Annotated in this window: 15 protein-coding genes; 9 read left to right on the top strand and 6 right to left on the bottom strand. The window is 52.6% G+C overall.

What is annotated here, in order from left to right:
* Both ACFX4O_RS05120 and fhuE read right to left on the bottom strand, forming a co-directional pair.
* On the bottom strand, positions 1-265 hold a 265-nt coding region (locus ACFX4O_RS05120), incomplete at its 3' end, for a helix-turn-helix domain-containing protein (protein ID WP_380207639.1).
* A gap of 85 nt (positions 266-350) precedes the next feature.
* Positions 351-2,564 (bottom strand): ferric-rhodotorulic acid/ferric-coprogen receptor FhuE, encoded by a 2,214-nt coding sequence (gene fhuE / locus ACFX4O_RS05125; RefSeq protein ID WP_380207640.1) that lies wholly within the window; start codon positions 2,562-2,564, stop codon positions 351-353.
* 338 nt (positions 2,565-2,902) lie between these two features.
* On the opposite strand from fhuE, the gene hinT reads away from it, so the two are divergent.
* The 8 genes from hinT (at position 2,903) to ACFX4O_RS05165 (ending at position 9,019) form a co-directional block, all read left to right on the top strand.
* Complete coding sequence (hinT, locus tag ACFX4O_RS05130) at positions 2,903-3,262, top strand: purine nucleoside phosphoramidase (protein WP_020457459.1); 360 nt, start codon at positions 2,903-2,905, stop codon at positions 3,260-3,262.
* 1 nt (position 3,263) lies between these two features.
* Entirely contained in the window at positions 3,264-3,638 is a 375-nt protein-coding gene (locus ACFX4O_RS05135; protein WP_380207641.1) for a YcfL family protein, read from the top strand.
* A gap of 10 nt (positions 3,639-3,648) precedes the next feature.
* On the top strand, positions 3,649-4,308 hold the full coding sequence (gene lpoB / locus ACFX4O_RS05140) for a penicillin-binding protein activator LpoB (protein ID WP_131411793.1): 660 nt from the start codon (positions 3,649-3,651) through the stop codon (positions 4,306-4,308).
* Positions 4,289-5,104 carry a thiamine kinase gene (gene thiK, locus ACFX4O_RS05145; protein ID WP_380207642.1) on the top strand — a complete coding sequence of 272 codons (816 nt, stop codon included), beginning with the start codon at positions 4,289-4,291 and terminating at the stop codon, positions 5,102-5,104. Before lpoB ends, thiK begins: the two co-directional genes overlap by 20 nt.
* A gap of 11 nt (positions 5,105-5,115) precedes the next feature.
* Positions 5,116-6,141: a beta-N-acetylhexosaminidase gene (gene nagZ, locus ACFX4O_RS05150; RefSeq protein WP_380207643.1), complete on the top strand. Its 1,026-nt coding sequence runs from the start codon at positions 5,116-5,118 to the stop codon at positions 6,139-6,141.
* Positions 6,142-6,177: 36 nt separating this feature from the next.
* A complete protein-coding gene (ycfP, locus tag ACFX4O_RS05155; protein WP_131411799.1) occupies positions 6,178-6,720 on the top strand; it encodes an alpha/beta hydrolase YcfP in 543 nt (180 codons plus the stop codon).
* 259 nt (positions 6,721-6,979) lie between these two features.
* On the top strand, positions 6,980-8,284 hold the full coding sequence (locus ACFX4O_RS05160; protein ID WP_131411801.1) for an NAD(P)/FAD-dependent oxidoreductase: 1,305 nt from the start codon (positions 6,980-6,982) through the stop codon (positions 8,282-8,284).
* A 195-nt stretch (positions 8,285-8,479) separates the two neighbouring features.
* The gene (locus ACFX4O_RS05165) at positions 8,480-9,019 is read left to right on the top strand and encodes a glycine zipper 2TM domain-containing protein (RefSeq protein ID WP_380207644.1); all 540 of its coding nucleotides are present in this window, start codon (positions 8,480-8,482) and stop codon (positions 9,017-9,019) included.
* Between the two features lie 522 nt (positions 9,020-9,541).
* On the opposite strand, the gene ACFX4O_RS05170 is transcribed toward ACFX4O_RS05165, so the two are convergent.
* Positions 9,542-10,177, bottom strand: a complete 636-nt coding sequence (locus ACFX4O_RS05170) for a TetR/AcrR family transcriptional regulator (protein WP_065368728.1) — start codon at positions 10,175-10,177, stop codon at positions 9,542-9,544.
* Between the two features lie 244 nt (positions 10,178-10,421).
* Here ACFX4O_RS05170 and ACFX4O_RS05175 point away from each other — a divergent pair, with 244 nt between their 5' ends.
* Positions 10,422-10,679, top strand: a complete 258-nt coding sequence (locus ACFX4O_RS05175) for a DUF1471 domain-containing protein (protein WP_380207645.1) — start codon at positions 10,422-10,424, stop codon at positions 10,677-10,679.
* A gap of 74 nt (positions 10,680-10,753) precedes the next feature.
* Here ACFX4O_RS05175 and ACFX4O_RS05180 read toward each other — a convergent pair whose 3' ends face one another.
* The 3 genes from ACFX4O_RS05180 to ACFX4O_RS05190 all read right to left on the bottom strand — a co-directional run bounded on the left by ACFX4O_RS05180 (position 10,754) and on the right by ACFX4O_RS05190 (position 16,512).
* Positions 10,754-11,719, bottom strand: a complete 966-nt coding sequence (locus tag ACFX4O_RS05180; protein WP_131411807.1) for a L,D-transpeptidase family protein — start codon at positions 11,717-11,719, stop codon at positions 10,754-10,756.
* A gap of 160 nt (positions 11,720-11,879) precedes the next feature.
* On the bottom strand, positions 11,880-15,326 hold the full coding sequence (gene mfd / locus ACFX4O_RS05185; protein WP_380207646.1) for a transcription-repair coupling factor: 3,447 nt from the start codon (positions 15,324-15,326) through the stop codon (positions 11,880-11,882).
* 112 nt (positions 15,327-15,438) lie between these two features.
* Positions 15,439-16,512 (bottom strand): acyltransferase family protein, encoded by a 1,074-nt coding sequence (locus tag ACFX4O_RS05190; RefSeq protein WP_380207647.1) that lies wholly within the window; start codon positions 16,510-16,512, stop codon positions 15,439-15,441.
* Positions 16,513-16,655: the final 143 nt, after the last annotated feature.

Below are 16,655 nucleotides of genomic sequence, written 5' to 3' on the forward strand. Positions count from 1 at the left end.
TATTAAACCGTGCAGCAGCCTCACGCATTGAAAGTTCTTCATCGAGAGCAGTCCGGACAACAGTCATCCGGAACGCCAGAGAATGGCGGTCATTTTTCCAGGTAATACCATCAAGACCGTGGAGTTGCCAGGCTCTTACCCAGCGTCGCACTGATGTTCTTTCAACACCAAAACGTTCAGCGGTACGGTGTGTTCCATCTTTTCCGGCGAGGTAGTGATTAACTACAGCTAATCTGGTTTCGAGGGAATATTTTGGTTTTGCCATAAAAAACTGCACCTTACTCAGTTGGGTGTCCAACTTTTGGGGTGCAGTCCATTCGAGGGGCTTTTCTGGCGCTCGGCTTTAACCCCTAGAAGCTGTAGCTGGCGCTCACGGAGACGTTACGCGGCGCACCGTACACACCGTAAGTGCCCAGATAGTCGTAATACTCTTTATCGAACACATTGTTCAGGTTGGCCTGGATGGCGAAGTTTTTGGTTGCCTGGTAGCGAGTGAAGAGATCAACCACGGTATAACCGCTCTGTGTAATGCGCATGTCACTGCTCGGGCCTTTGATCTCCTGCCAGGTTTTATTCTGCCAGCGCGCACCACCACCAATGGAGAGTTCCGGTAACATCGGCAATTGATAACGTGTGAACAATTTCATCGTGGTCCGCGCTTGTTCTGGGTTAACGGCCACACCGTCGCCATCTTCAGCCATAAAACGGCTGGCACCAAAGGTGAGCTGTAAGTTGTCAGTGAGGGCACCATTCAACTCAAACTCAACGCCTTTGCTTACGGTGCCATTGACGGATTTATATGCTGTCTGGCCGCCGGAATTCGGAATGTACTCGCCTGTCGATACCGCAACGTGATCCTGCTCGGTACGGAACACCGCCAGGGTCGCCGTCAGACGAGTGTTGTACCAGTCACCCTTGATCCCGGCTTCGTAGCTTTTACCGGTGGTAGGTTCAAGAAATTCACTGTTGATATCACGCTGGCTGGACGGTTCGAAAATAGAGGTGTAGCTGCCGTACACCGACCAGGTGTCATCAATGTCATAAATCAGACCAGCGTAGGGCGTAACGTCATCGGACTTGCTGTTACGGATTTCATCCGGCTTACGTTCCAGATTATATTTTGCGCTCCATTCGGTATAACGCGCGCCGAGGATCAGGTGCAGCGGATCGGCTAAAGAGATACGGGTTGCCGCATAGAGTGATTTCTGGCGGATCACATCGCGCTGGTAGAGCGCCCAGTCAGACCAGCTCGGGTCGGCCAGCGTGTTACCGTTATATTTATGAATGTTGCCGACATCCATCAGGCCGGAATTGTCATTGACCGGATATGCGTTGTCATAATTGTTGCGCTGGCGGCTGTAGCTACCGCCGAACATCACTTCGTGCTGGCGACCAAATAAATCGTAACCACCGCGAACAAACGCATCAATGGAGTCTTGTTTGCGCTCGCCACGGTTCCAGCCGCCCCATGCGCCTTGCCACTGCGAGGCATCATACAGACCGGTGGTTTTATCCGGGTAACCGTCGATATACATCAGCTTGCTGTCGAAGTTTGTTTCCGCATGCATGGCGTTAACTTTCGCCTCCCAGCCGTTGTCAAAACGTTGGGTCAGGTTGGCGAAAATTTTTGAAGAATCGACATTTGAGTAAGCCCAGTCAGCCGCCGTATTGAAACCACGGCGGAAATGCGTGCGGCTGCCGTCACTATACAGCGATGGGAAGCCGCCCCAGGTCGGACTGTCTTCTTCGCTTTCCTGATAGTCGTAACCGAGAGAAAGGGTGGTGGAGTCGGTGATATCCGCATCCACTACGCCAGTAATAAATTTTTTGCGGTAGTGGTTACGTTCAACCCATGAATCTTTATCCTGGTAACCCGTGATGACCCGGCCGCGCACGTTGCCGGATTCGGTCAGCGGTGCTTGCAGATCCAGGACATAGCGCTGGTTGTCCCAACTGCCATAAGTTGCGGTAGCCGTTCCTTTGAACTCTTTGCTGTCGGCATGTTTACGTACCATATTGACGTAAGCTGAGGGATTACCTGTCCCACTCATCAGACCGGCCGCGCCACGCACCACTTCAATCTTATCGTAAATGGCCGTGTCGCCTGCGGTATCACCAAAGTTCCAGCGGTTATCAAGGAATGTTGGCATATCTTCATAAGCAAAGTTACTGACGAAAAAGCCACGCGCGAAGAAGTTCGTGCGGTGAGTATCAATGCGCGATGCGCTGACGCCAATCGTATTATCCAGCACTTGTTCGATCGTATTTAACTGCTGATCCTGCATACGCTGCTGGCTGACCACACTTACTGATTGCGGGATGTCGCGCGGAACCAGTAACAGCTTGGTGCCTGTGGTGGTGGTTTTCACGCTGTAGTCTTGCGCCTGGCTGTCAGCGGTGCTCAATGCCGCACCATCAACCACAACCGTCTCTTCAGATGCGGCGGCGGTATCTGTCGCAAACGCAACAGAGGGGACTAAAGCCATGGCAATGCAGGCGGCAAGCAGCGACGGTGTGGCAGTTAACGGACGCGCTTCGCCCCTGGCGTGATGAGTGAAAAACATGAATAAACCCTTAATGGTGCGTTAGAGGGAAAGCCTTGCCGCGATACGTTGTCGCGTCAGGCGGGTTTTGTAATTCGTCTGGTAATAATTTTTATGAAAACGCGAATGCGAAATATACGCATTCACTGAATGAATGTAAACGGATGTAATATTGATTATTGAAATGCCATTTCACCGCTATGCGGCTTAAACGCGAGCGGTTTGCACGCCAGGAAAGACGGAAAGGTGAAAGAAAAACAGCGTTTTGGTTGAAACAACAAGAGAATCTCGATCATACTCTAGGGCACGTAATTGACGACGGCTGCGGGCTGGCTCCGCGTACATAAAAGGAAAACGTCATGGCCGAAGAAACCATTTTCAGTAAAATCATTCGCCGCGAAATTCCCTCGGATATTGTTTACCAGGACGAACTGGTTACCGCTTTTCGCGACATCTCTCCGCAGGCTCCAACACATGTCCTGATTGTGCCAAACATCCTGATTCCAACCGTGAACGACGTGACCGAAGCGCACGAGCAGGCGCTGGGTCGCATGGTGACTGTTGCGGCGAAAATCGCCCGTGATGAGGGGATTGCTGAAGACGGTTACCGTTTGATCATGAACTGTAATCGTCATGGCGGGCAGGAGGTTTATCATATTCATATGCACTTGCTCGGCGGGCGCGCACTGGGGCCGATGCTGGCTCATAAAGGTCTTTGATATGACGAACGGGCGTGTCGCGTTATGGCTGACAGCGCTAATGCTGGCGGGGTGCAATTCACGTCCAACGATCCCGGTCGCCGACGACCAGACGTTAGTGATGGAATCGAGCATTCTGGCGTCCGGGATTATTGCGCAGCCGCCGACGTTAAGTACGCAGGAACTCCAGCCTTCCGCGTCTTCACAGTTGTTTAATGAAAGACAGCAGCCCGTTACCGTGCATTATCGTTTTTTCTGGTATGACGCCAGAGGTCTGGAAATGCACCCGCTGGAAGCGCCGCGAACCGTCACGATTCCGGGGAATTCGGGCGTGACGCTGTATGGTAGCGCCAACTATTTGGGTGCGCACAGCGTCAGACTTTATCTTTACCTGTAAGGGGGGACTCTTGATTAAAACTATTGGACGCTACGCGCTACTGACAACCCTGGCCGTGCTGCTTGCGGGCTGTATTAGCGATCAGCAACCTGCACCGGTTGATCAGGCGGGTGGGGCAGGCGCACCGCAGCAGCCCACGCCGGTGCAGCCGCAACAACCGGTACCGTCGGTGCCTTCTGTCCCGACGCTCCCGCAGCAGCAACCGGGCCCGATTGAGCACCAGGATCAGACGGGACAACCCGCGCCGCGTGAACGTCATTTTGACTGGAACAGTGCCGTTCAGCCGATGGTTGGCAAAATGCTGCAGGCCAGCGGCGCTAACGCAGGCAGTGTGCTGTTAGTGGACAGCGTAAATAATCGAACCAACGGTTCCATCAACACGGCTGAACCGACGGGTGTCGTGCGCAACGCGTTAGCCAATAACGGTAAGTTTACGCTTGTTACCGAGCAGCAACTGGCGGTAGCGAAGCAGCAACTGGGGCTTTCTCCACAAGACAGCCTCGGTACGCGCAGTAAAGCCATCGGTATTGCCCGTAACGTCGGGGCGCAGTATGTGCTCTACTCCAACGCTACCGGGAATGTCAACGCACCGGCGCTGCAAATGCAATTAATGCTGGTACAAACCGGCGAAATTATCTGGTCGGGTAAAGGTGCGGTTCAGCAACAATAAACAGACGCGTGACGAGGTGTTGTCACGCTATTTTCCGACCTATACTCCCGTCGCCAGCCAGAATAGCGGGCTCAGCGGCGGGAGTTGTCTTATTAGCGATGGGCGGCATACGCTGGCGCTGCGAAAAAGGCACAGTGCGACATCATCGCCTTTTCTGCGCCAGTATCGTTTACTCCGTCGTTTGCCAGCGTCTATTACGCCGCGTCCGCGCTTATTTACCGGCGGGTGGATGGCGGTCGATTATCTACCCGGTGAGGTCTGCGCCGAGCTGCCGCAGGCGGGGGAACTGGTGCCGTTACTGTATGATTTACACCGACAGTCTCTATTTGGCTGGCGGATAACATTATTGCCGCTGCTTGAAGGTTATTGGCAGCAGAGTGCACGCTCGCGGCGTACGCCATTCTGGCTGCGGCAGTTAAAACAGCTGCGTCAGCAAAAAGAGCCTGTGCCGCTACGACTGGCTCCGTTACATATGGATGTCCACGCTGGAAACCTGGTGCAGAGTGATTCGGGTTTGCGTCTGATCGACTGGGAATACGCGGGCGATGGCGATATTGCGCTGGAATTGTCAGCAATATGGACGCAAAACGAAGCGCAACGGCAGGAACTGGTGAATCGCTATGCGCAACAGTCTGCCATCAATCCCGCTCAACTGTGGCGCCAGGTCAGGCGCTGGCGTCCGTGGGTATTGATGCTAATGGCTGGCTGGTATGAGTGCCGCTGGCAGCAAACGGGCGATCAACAATTTATTACGCTGGCGAATGAAACATGGCGTCAGTTAGTGACAAAAGAATAAGAGAGGAAAATGTGGGCCCAGTGATGTTGGATGTGGAAGGGTACGAACTGGATGCGGAAGAACGCGAGATTCTGGCGCACCCGCTGGTTGGCGGCCTGATCCTCTTTACCCGTAATTATCACGATCCCGAGCAATTACGTGAACTGGTGCGCCAGATCCGCAGTGCTTCGCATCATCGTTTGGTGGTGGCGGTCGATCAGGAGGGCGGGCGTGTGCAGCGCTTTCGCGATGGCTTTACCCGCTTGCCCGCCGCACAATCTTTTGCTGCTTTGCGTGGGCTGGAGGAAGGCGGTCGCCTGGCGCAGGAGGCGGGTTGGCTAATGGCCAGCGAAATGATCGCGATGGATATCGACATCAGTTTTGCCCCGGTGCTGGATGTTGGGCATATCAGCGCGGCGATTGGCGAGCGTTCGTATCATGAAGACCCGTCGAAAGCACTGGCTATGGCAACGCGTTTTATCGACGGAATGCACAGCGCTGGGATGAAAACCACCGGTAAACACTTTCCTGGACACGGAGCGGTCACGGCCGATTCCCATAAAGAAACGCCACGCGACCCGCGACCACAAGGCGAGATCCGCGCGCATGATATGACGATATTTCGCAGCCTCATTGAGCAAAACAAACTCGATGCGATTATGCCCGCGCACGTGATCTATACCGATGCGGATCCGCGTCCGGCCAGCGGTTCGCCGTATTGGCTGAAAACCGTATTGCGCGGTGAATTGGGTTTTAACGGCGTGATTTTTTCGGATGATTTGTCAATGGAAGGCGCGGCTATCATGGGAAGTTACGCTGAACGTGGCCAGGTATCTCTGGACGCCGGTTGCGATATGGTCCTGGTCTGTAATAATCGTAAAGGTGCAGTAAGCGTGTTAGATAACCTGTCGCCGATCAATGCACAACGTGTTACACATTTGTATCATAAAGGTTCATATTCTCGTCAGGAGTTGATGAGTTCAGCGCGCTGGAAGGCTGCCCATAAAGAGCTGGAACAGTTGCATATGCGCTGGCAGGAGCACAAAGAAGCTCGTTAATTCCTGCGGACGCGATGTCGAAGTGGTGAGGATACAATGATTATCTATTTACATGGTTTTGACTCAAACAGCCCCGGCAACCATGAAAAAGTGTTGCAACTGCAATTTATTGATCCGGATGTGCGTCTGATCAGTTACAGCACGCGTCACCCGAAGCATGACATGCAGCATCTGCTGAAAGAAGTGGATAAAATGTTGCAGCTTAATATTGATGAGCGTCCGCTGATTTGCGGTGTTGGCCTTGGTGGTTACTGGGCCGAACGCATCGGTTTCTTGTGCGATATCCGTCAAGTGATCCTTAATCCTAACCTGTTCCCTTATGAGAATATGGAAGGGAAAATTGACCGCCCGGAAGAGTATCAGGATATTGCAACCAAATGCGTTTCCAACTTTCGTGAGAAAAACCGCGATCGCTGCCTGGTGATCCTCTCGCGCCAGGATGAGGCACTGAATAGCCAGCGTTCAGCCGAGGAGTTGCACCACTACTACGAAATTGTCTGGGACGAAGAACAGTCTCATAAATTCAAGAACATCTCACCGCATCTCCAGCGTATTAAAGCCTTTAAAACCCTCGGTTAATCCCCCCTTCCGGCAGGTTATCTAACCTGCCGGTGTTATTTTTATCTTTGCGTTTCGCCGGGCATTGTTTTGTCTATTGACTACACTTGCTCATCTTTTAAGCATCAAAACTTGATGCACATCAATTTTGGTATGACCATTGAACCGTTCGTGTTATTCTCGACGTCAATGTCAGGTTGCAGGCACGTAACCTGTTGTTAAATAAAGGCTATTTTTATAACTTTTAATTAACAATTGGTTAATATTTTAGGGGGTCACGTTGACTACACCATTAAAGAAAATTGTGATTGTAGGCGGTGGTGCTGGTGGTCTGGAACTGGCGACGCAGTTAGGTAAAAAGCTTGGCCGCGGCAAAAAAGCGAAAATCACGCTTGTTGATCGTAACCATAGCCACTTGTGGAAACCGTTACTGCACGAAGTGGCAACCGGTTCGCTGGATGAAGGCGTCGATGCGCTGAGCTACCTGGCGCACGCGCGTAATCACCATTTCCAGTTCCAGCTCGGTTCTGTCGTCGATATTAATCGCGAAAGCAAAACCATTACGCTTGCTGAACTGCGTGATGAGAAGGGCGATTTACTGGTACCGGAGCGTAAACTGGCCTATGACACGCTGGTGATGGCGCTCGGCAGTACCTCGAACGACTTCAACACCCCGGGTGTGAAAGAGCACTGTATTTTCCTCGACAACCCACACCAGGCGCGCCGTTTCCACCAGGAGATGCTTAATCTGTTCCTGAAATATTCGGCGAACCTTGGTGCTAGCGGCAAAGTCAACATTGCTATTGTCGGTGGCGGGGCAACCGGTGTCGAACTCTCTGCGGAGCTGCACAATGCGGTGAAACAGCTGCACAGTTATGGTTACAAAGGCCTGACAAACGAAGCGCTGAATGTGACGTTGGTTGAAGCCGGCGAACGTATTCTGCCGGCGCTGCCACCACGGATTTCTGGTGCTGCGCATAACGAGTTGACCAAAATGGGCGTGCGCGTGTTGACCCAAACGATGGTGACCAGCGCCGATGAAGGCGGTCTGCACACGAAAGAGGGCGAATACATCAACGCCGATCTGATGGTGTGGGCGGCGGGTATTAAAGCGCCGGACTTTATGAAAGAGATTGGCGGGCTGGAAACCAACCGTATTAACCAACTGGTGGTCGAGCCAACATTGCAAACCACCCGCGATGCGGATATTTACGCCATTGGTGATTGCGCTTCTTGTGCGCGACCGGAAGGCGGTTTTGTACCGCCGCGTGCGCAGGCAGCTCACCAAATGGCAAGCCTCGCTCTGCATAACATTCTTGCGCAGGTCAAAGGTAAGCCGCTGAAATCTTACGTCTATAAAGATCATGGCTCGCTGGTTTCACTGTCGAATTTCTCGACTGTGGGTAGCCTGATGGGCAACTTGATGCGTGGTTCGATGATGGTTGAAGGCCGCATTGCGCGCTTCGTGTATATCTCGCTGTACCGTATGCACCAGGTCGCGCTACATGGCTATTTCAAAACTGGCTTGATGATGCTGGTCGGCAGTATTAACCGGGTGATTCGCCCGCGCCTCAAATTGCACTAACGCTGTTCTGCTCCCTGCGGCTTTATCTGCCCAGGGAGCAGCATATCCCCCTGTCGGTGGCGTTAAACCGCTCGGATAACTCTGAATGTCGCTATTTTCATACCTACTATCCCTCTTTTTACGCTCTTTCTGATTGGCTTCCTTGCTTGCGAAGTTGCAAAATTGTTACCAATAGCAACCAGGGAGAGAATCCTGATGAATAAATCAATGTTAGCGGGTATCGGTATTGGCGTGGCCGCTGCACTGGGCGTTGCCGCAGTTGCCAGCCTGAACGTGTTTGAGCGTGGTCCTCAGTACGCGCAAGTGGTTTCTGCGACGCCAATCAAGGAAACGGTTAAAACGCCACGTCAGGAGTGTCGAAATGTGACAATGACGCATCGTCGCCCCGTACAAGATGAAAACCGTATTACCGGTTCTGTTCTTGGCGCAGTAGCGGGGGGCGTACTGGGACACCAGCTTGGTGGCGGTCGCGGTAAAGATGTTGCTACTGTGGTCGGCGCATTAGGTGGTGGTTATGCGGGTAATCAGATTCAGGGTGGGATGCAAGAAAGGGATACCTACACCACCACTCAGCAACGTTGCAGCACCGTGTATGACAAAAGCGAAAAAATGCTTGGCTATGACGTGACGTATAAAATTGGTGACCAGCAAGGAAAAATCCGCATGGATAAAGATCCCGGTACGCAAATTCCGCTGGATGGCAACGGTCAGCTTGTTTTGAATAACAAAGCGTAAAACAGAAGTACTCTGCATGTTGGCTCCTCATCGCTCAGGCTGAGGAGCCTTTTTTCATTAAAAAAGCCTCACATTTCTGCAAGGCTTTAATCAATTAAATAAAGTCATGTTGGCGAACCAGCAGCAGGCCTGTTATCACAATTGAGATAAACGCAAACAGTACTGAACCACCCAACAAAACCCACAGACCAAATAATAATGTTATTACTATTAACACTTTAATGAATGGTAATAGCAAAATCATCTCCATTTTCCTTCTGCATGTGTTAAGCACAGGTAAATACCCTTTATCCTCGAAAGTCGTTCAATACAGCACTTAGGGTGAGAGCAAAGGAAAGTAAGTACGCAGTTGCATCATCATGATGCTCATTATTTGTATCACCCGCACTAATCATTAGCCGCGCAATAATGACAATTAAGAATAGCAAAGCAGGGGGAAATGCTGATAGGTTTTACCTATTATTGAAATGTGATATCTCTATCACAGAGGCGAGATGAGACGGTTTCCCGTCTCATTTTTTTTCAGGCTTTGATCAAATCCGGCCACAGCCGCAGGGTGGTTTGAATAATTTGCAGAAGTTTTTCACAACTCGCGCCTTCACGCGCGCTGATGGACATACCCTGCAAAATACATCCTAAAAACTGCGCTAATGCGAGCGTGTCAACTGCTTGTGGAATTTCACCGCGTAGCTGGCGAGCTGTGAGGAACTGACGTAGCGTCTCTTCCTGCTGCGCGTGTCGCGATTTTATGGTGTTCGCAATCGCCTGTGACGATGCCGCCAGCGTCGCCGAAGTGTTGATCATAAAGCACCCAGCGGGCGTATCCGTGCTGGTAAAACACTTGGCCACGGCGGTGAAGTAATCCCGCAGCGCACTTTCCACAGATTTTTCTTCGCACAACAACTGTGCTTCGTGCTGACGCGCGAACCGGGTGATGTAACGATCGAGGACGGCGCGAAACAGCCCCTCTTTATTGGTGAACTCGGCGTACAGCGTCGGCGCTTTCGCGCCGGTCGCTTCGACGAGATCGGATAATGATGTGGCTTCGTAACCATGTTGCCAAAATAGCGTCATGGCTTTGTCGAGCGCCGCTTCCCTGTCGAACACTTTCGGTCGGCCACGGCTTTTTTTGGTGCAACTGCTGACTTCACTGGTCATATCGCCGCCTAACCTTTGTTAGTTTGTTGAATGACCATTATAAAAATAATTACGGCAGATAACCAGCAGCAAATCAGCACATATTGATAAATCATATCTTTATGAATTTTAAATGAATTTAATTTTATTTAACGATCATTATAAAAATTCATTGACGCACGATGCAGATCACATCTACGATTTGTATATCGATCGTTAATTTAATGTTTAACGACATCCTTCATCTGCATCCAGGAAAGACATCATGAAAAATATCACTGCGCTGTTTACCGCTGCTGTACTGAGTGCTCTCTCTTTCGCCAGCTTCGCTGCCGTTGAAGTGCAATCTGCTCCGGCAGGCCAGCAAGAAGTCGCGACCGTTGGTGTGCGTGCAAATTCCAACCTCGCATCTGTTGAAGATCAACTGGCACAGAAAGCCGATCAGATGGGCGCTAAATCGTTTCGCATCACCTCTGTGACCGGCTCCGATAACCTGCACGGTACTGCTGTTCTCTACAAATAAGCGCAACACGACGCTATAGCTATAAAAAAGGCCCCACGAATTATCGCAGGGCCTTTTTTACGTCGGTAGGGCAGTTACATCACCTGTGGCGCATTTTCAGTCTGGCGGGAGATATCGACCGGCATCCCGGAACGCACTTCCATCACATGATTCATCACTGCTGCATCACTACGCGCATCATCTTTAAACGCTTGCATCGCGCCATTCAGCACGATGGGTAACGTTTTGGGATCATCGTTAATCGATTTCGATAGCGGCTGATGCACTTCAACCAGCCGCCTACCATCAGGCTCAACTGACGCTTTGATTGGCGTATTGATGATATTCACTGGCGTACCCGGGGAAACCTGGGCAAACAGGTTAGAAATGTCCTTGTCACGCAGGCGAATGCAGCCAGAGCTAACGCGCATACCGATACCGAAATCTGCGTTAGTACCATGCAGTAAATAGACGCCACCAAACGCGGCAAGGCGAATGGCATGGTGTCCCATTGGGTTATCCGGTCCGGCAGGCATCACCGCTGGCAGATCAATTCCCTGTGCTTTGTAGCGTGCACGAATATTCGCGGTGGGTGTCCAGGTCGGGTTCGCGCGTTTATCAGAAACCGTTGTGACCATGGTTGGTGTCAGCGTATCGCCACCCAGTTGACCAATGCCGATCGGGTAAACAGTGACTTCGTTTTTACCCGGCGGATAGTAATAGAGGCGCAGCTCGGCGAGGTTGATCACAATGCCTTTGCGCGGCACATCGGGTAGCAGCGTTTGCAGCGGAATGGTCAGTACGCTGCCCGCGCGCGGGACATACGGGTCAATACCCGGGTTGGCCTGCAAAAGTGCAAGGAAACCCACATTGTATTTTTTGGCAATCGCCTCCAGTGAACCGCCGTCGTTCTGCACGACATGAAAACGGTTCTCGCCAACGAGGCGACTGCCGGAAGGAGGTAAAGGCCAGGTATTAGCCTGTGCAGGTAGAGCAAGAGCGACAGTGGCAGCGGCGGCCAGCAGCGCGAGCCAGTGAAGGAAACGCGACGTTTTAATCATTACCATAATCCATGTAAATCATAAGGTTATTGCTATAAAGCTGTGTGATGGAATTATGGTAGGTCTGCGTGTAGGGAAATCCTGGAATATTGCAAAATATTTGTAAATGTTGAGGGAAGTAAAGGAGCCGGGTCGTGCGACCCGGCCTGGAGCATTTTTATCAGGCTACCGCGTTTTCGCCGAGCTGCTGCATAAAGTTACGAACCCAATCCATACGCGCTTTGCGCTCACTCAGGTCTTGCATAAATTTCAATCGCGTTGGGCCGTCCAGTCGGAAGTGTTGCGGTTGTTTCTGCAGTAAGCCAATCAGCCACGCCGGGTTGACATGGTTTTTCTCGTTGAACTCAATCATGCCGCCTTTCTCATTGCCTTCGAGCTTGCGGATCCCCAGTTTTTGCGCCTGCTGGCGCAAGCGGGCGATATCCAGCAGGTTCCGCGCCGCATCTGGCAACAAACCGAAACGGTCAATCAGCTCGACTTTAATCTCCTCCAGCGCGTTCTCATCTTTGGCGCTAGCGATGCGTTTATAGAAGGACAAGCGCGTATTGACGTCAGGAATAAAATCATCCGGCAACAGCGAAGGCATACGTAATTCAACTTCTGTTTGCTGGCTGGTGAGATCTTCCAGTGATGGTTCACGGCCCGCTTTCAGTGCATCGACCGCGTTTTCCAGCAGCTCCATATAGAGCGAGAAACCGATGGTTTCCATCTGCCCACTCTGATCTTCGCCCAGCAGTTCACCCGCGCCGCGAATCTCCAGATCATGCGTTGCCAGCGCAAAGCCCGCACCTAAATCTTCCAGTGAGGCGATGGCCTCCAGACGTTTTTGCGCATCGGTGGTCATGGCTTTAGGATGCGGCGTCAGCAACCACGCATAGGCCTGGTGGTGTGAACGTCCAACGCGCCCGCGCAACTGGTGTAGCTGGGCAAGGCCAAAGTGATCGGCGCGTTCAATAATGATGGTATTGGCGGTCGGAATGTCGATCCCGGTTTCAATAATGGTGGTGCACACCAACACATTGAAACGTTGATGGTGGAAATCATTCATCACCCGCTCCAGCTCGCGTTCACGCATCTGCCCGTGCCCGATGGCGATGCGCGCTTCCGGCACCAGTTCCGCCAGCCTGCCTGCGGCTTTCTGGATATTTTCCACATCGTTGTAGAGATAGTAGACCTGCCCACCGCGCAAGATTTCACGCAGCATCGCCTCGCGAACCACCAGGCTGTCGTACTCGCGTACAAAGGTTTTTACCGCCAGACGGCGCGCGGGTGGGGTTGCGATAATCGACAGATCGCGCATACCGCTCATCGCCATATTCAGCGTACGGGGGATCGGTGTGGCGGTCAGCGTCAGGATATCCACATCGGCGCGCATCGCTTTAATACGCTCTTTGTGACGTACACCGAAACGGTGCTCTTCATCGACAATTAACAGACCGAGATCCTTCATTTTGACATCGCTTTGCAGCAGCTTGTGAGTGCCAATTAGAATATCGATTTTCCCTTCTGCGGCCTGCTCCAGGATCTGCGCTTGCTCTTTGGCGCTGCGAAAGCGCGAAAGCATTTCAATACGCACCGGCCAGTTGGCGAAGCGATCGCGGAAATTATCGAAGTGCTGCTGAGCGAGCAGGGTGGTGGGTACCAGCACCGCCACCTGCTTATTGTTTTCAACAGCAAGAAACGCCGCGCGCATCGCGACTTCGGTTTTACCGAAGCCGACATCGCCGCACACCAGCCGGTCCATTGCCAGCGGCTGGCACATATCGCTGAGCACTGCGTTAATGGCCTGCGCCTGATCCGGCGTTGTTTCAAACGGGAAACTGTCGCAGAAAAGTTGATACTGCTCTTTGTCATGTTTAAAGGCGAAGCCCGCTTTGGCTGCGCGCTGAGCGTAAATATCCAGCAGCTCTGCGGCGACATCGCGCACTTTCTCCGCCGCTTTTTGCCGCGCGCGCGACCAGGCATCGCTCCCCAATTTATGCAGCGGCGCGTTCTCTTCCGCACCGCCTGCGTAGCGGCTGATTAAATGCAGCGACGAAACGGGCACGTACAATTTGGCATCACCCGCGTAGGTCAACATCAGATATTCACCTTTGATGCCGCCCGCTTCCAGCGTGGTCATTCCGGCATAACGTCCCACGCCATGCTCCAGGTGCACCACCGGCTGGCCGTCATGCAGCTCGGCGAGGTTGCGGATCAGGGTATCCGGGTTAATGGTGCGTCGCGTGTCCTGACGGCGACGGGCGACGCGCTCACCGAGCAAGTCGCTTTCACAAATCAGCGCCCGGCTGCGCAAGGTATCGATAAAACCGTGTTCTGCTGAGCCGATCATCAGATATGCGCCTGGCGTTTCGGCTTCGTCGAGACGCATGATGCGCTTCGGCGCAACTTTGATGCGCGCCAGCAGTTCGATTAACGCTTCGCGGCGGCCTTCACTTTCGACGGAAAACACCACCGGTCCGCCGAACGATTCCAGAAACTTACGCAGGTTATCGAGCGGTGATTTCTGCTGCGCCTGTACCGCCAGATCCGGTAACGACTGGTAGCCCAGGTTAACATGCGCGGCTTTGTCGGACAGATGTTCGGTTTTCAACTGGATCCGCGGCCATTTCTTCAACTCGATGTAGAACTCATCAACGCGAAGCCACAGCATTTCCGGCGGCAGAAGAGGGCGCATCGGATCGACGCCACGGTTCTCAAAACGCGCCTGCGTTTCCTGCTGGAAGCGTTCGGCACTGTTTTCCAGATTACCGGTGTTGACCAGCAACGTATTTGCCGGGAAATAGCTGAACAGCGGCGGCAGCGGCTCGCTGAAAAACAGCGGTTGCCAGTACTCGATCCCGGCAGGCAACGTACCTTTGCTGACTTGCTGATAGATATGTTCTGCGTCGCGTTTGACCTCAAATTTATCGCGCCACTGGCTACGGAACAGCTCAATGGCATTTTTATCGGTCGGGAATTCGTGCGCGGGGAGCAAGTTAATCGCCTCGACTTCTTCCAGCGTGCGCTGCGTATCAGCGTCGAACAGTCGCAAACTGTCGATTTCGTCGTCGAAAAAGTCGAGACGGAAGGGCTGCTCACTGCCCATCGGAAAGAGATCGAGCAGCGCGCCGCGCGTGGCGTATTCCCCATGCTCCATTACCTGATCAACATGGCGATAACCCGCGCTATCAAGCTGGTTGCGCAGCTCATCGCGCGATAAGCGTTGCCCCTTTTTCATCACCAGCGCATGGCCATGCAGGTAACTGTGCGGGCAAACGCGCTGCATCAGCGTATTCACCGGAACAATCAGCACGCCGCGCTGCATGGAGGGCAGTTGATATAACGTCGACAAGCGGGAAGAGATAATTTCCTGATGTGGCGAGAAGCTGTCATATGGCAGCGTTTCCCAGTCGGCAAGGTTCATCACCAGGTTATCGGTAAATTGACCAATCTCATCCTGCAAGCGCAGCGCGTTTTGCATATCCGGCGCAATCAGCACGACCGGGCCAGGATGGCGCTCAATGATTTCCGCAACTTCGGTGGCGCAGGCAGCACCTGTCAGTTCGCCAAACTGGCGCTGGTCGCCTGCTTTGACAGGCAGGGAATAACGGTATTGTTCAGGCATGGGGATATCAAGATCTCGTTATGGATATGCCCCCGTTATGGGGGCATATCCCTGATACGCAATACCATTATTATCTGTGATTAGGCGGCTTTAGCCAATACAACGCGCAGGATTAACGCGCTTGCACCGTCGTGAGATGTTTCGTTGGCGGCGTGAAAAAGAGATCGGCGAACAGCGCCGACGACAATTTTCGCACCATCAGCCCAGCCAGCGTACAAATCAGCAACGTGGCGAACGGATAGACTAACAGCAGCGCCAGTTCGACTGTTTGCGGCCACGCGCCCGCGTTCATCGGTTTGAGTAGCGCAAGGCTGATAGCCTCAATCAGAATGCGATGCGTGGTGTAAATCGCCAACGTATTAGATCCGACCACGTTCAGCAGGCTCTTTTCGTTGGGTGGAAAACGCTGCTCCAGCATCTGGAACAAACGCATAATGCCCACGATGGAAAGCAGGCACAGCGGCAGTGGCATATTGAACATCCACAACCCGAAAGCCACCACGGCCGCCAGCGCGAACAGCAACCCGTAACGGCGGATCGACACGGTTTTGACCCACTCCATTACGCTTGCCCCATACCAGGCGCCGAGCGAATAGAAAATCATATTGCGCACCACGCTATTCATCCCCCACCACGGCAGCGGCAGGTAATTAATCGCCAGGCTTGCCAGGATCATCAGCGCTAATACCGGCACTTTCCAGTTGCTAAGCAGTTTACAAAGCGTGAAATAGACCACCAGCGCATAGAGATACCACAAGCTGGTGCTGGCGGTGAGCATGCCCTGAAGGAACTCGCGCCAGTTCTCCGCGTAAGCCGCGTTGGCGGCATTACTCAGATCGCGCTGCGGCGCAAGCCAGTCATTAATCTGGCTTAGACCAGCCCATTGCAATACGCCCCACAGCGCCAGCACATAGACGATGCTCCAGATACGCTTATCAAGCGTATCTTTCCACGGTACATCGTCTATATAACGGCGAATGAGATAGCCGGAGATAAAAAAGAACACCGGCATACGAAACGGCGCGAGGTAAAGGTTGAAGTAAATCCAGCACTTAGAAAGGGTTTGCGACCACGGGTGCTGGAAAGTAGAAAGATGCGGGTAAAACGTGATGACTGAGTGATAAACCACAACCAGACAAATACATAACCCCTTGATTTGATTAATCCATAATGCTTTCTGTTTCATTAACATTGTTGCCTGTTTTGCCAAAATTCTGGCCGTTGATCCTGGTCATGCTGGAGGGCGATGTATTGGGGAAGTGTCTGTATTTGTTCATTTTCGGATTAAGGTGAGGGGGAGTTAACGGTCAACAGCCGTACAAACAAACG

This window comes from Kosakonia sp. YIM B13571 (genome assembly GCF_042788095.1).
In the GTDB taxonomy this organism is placed as follows: domain Bacteria; phylum Pseudomonadota; class Gammaproteobacteria; order Enterobacterales; family Enterobacteriaceae; genus Kosakonia; species Kosakonia quasisacchari.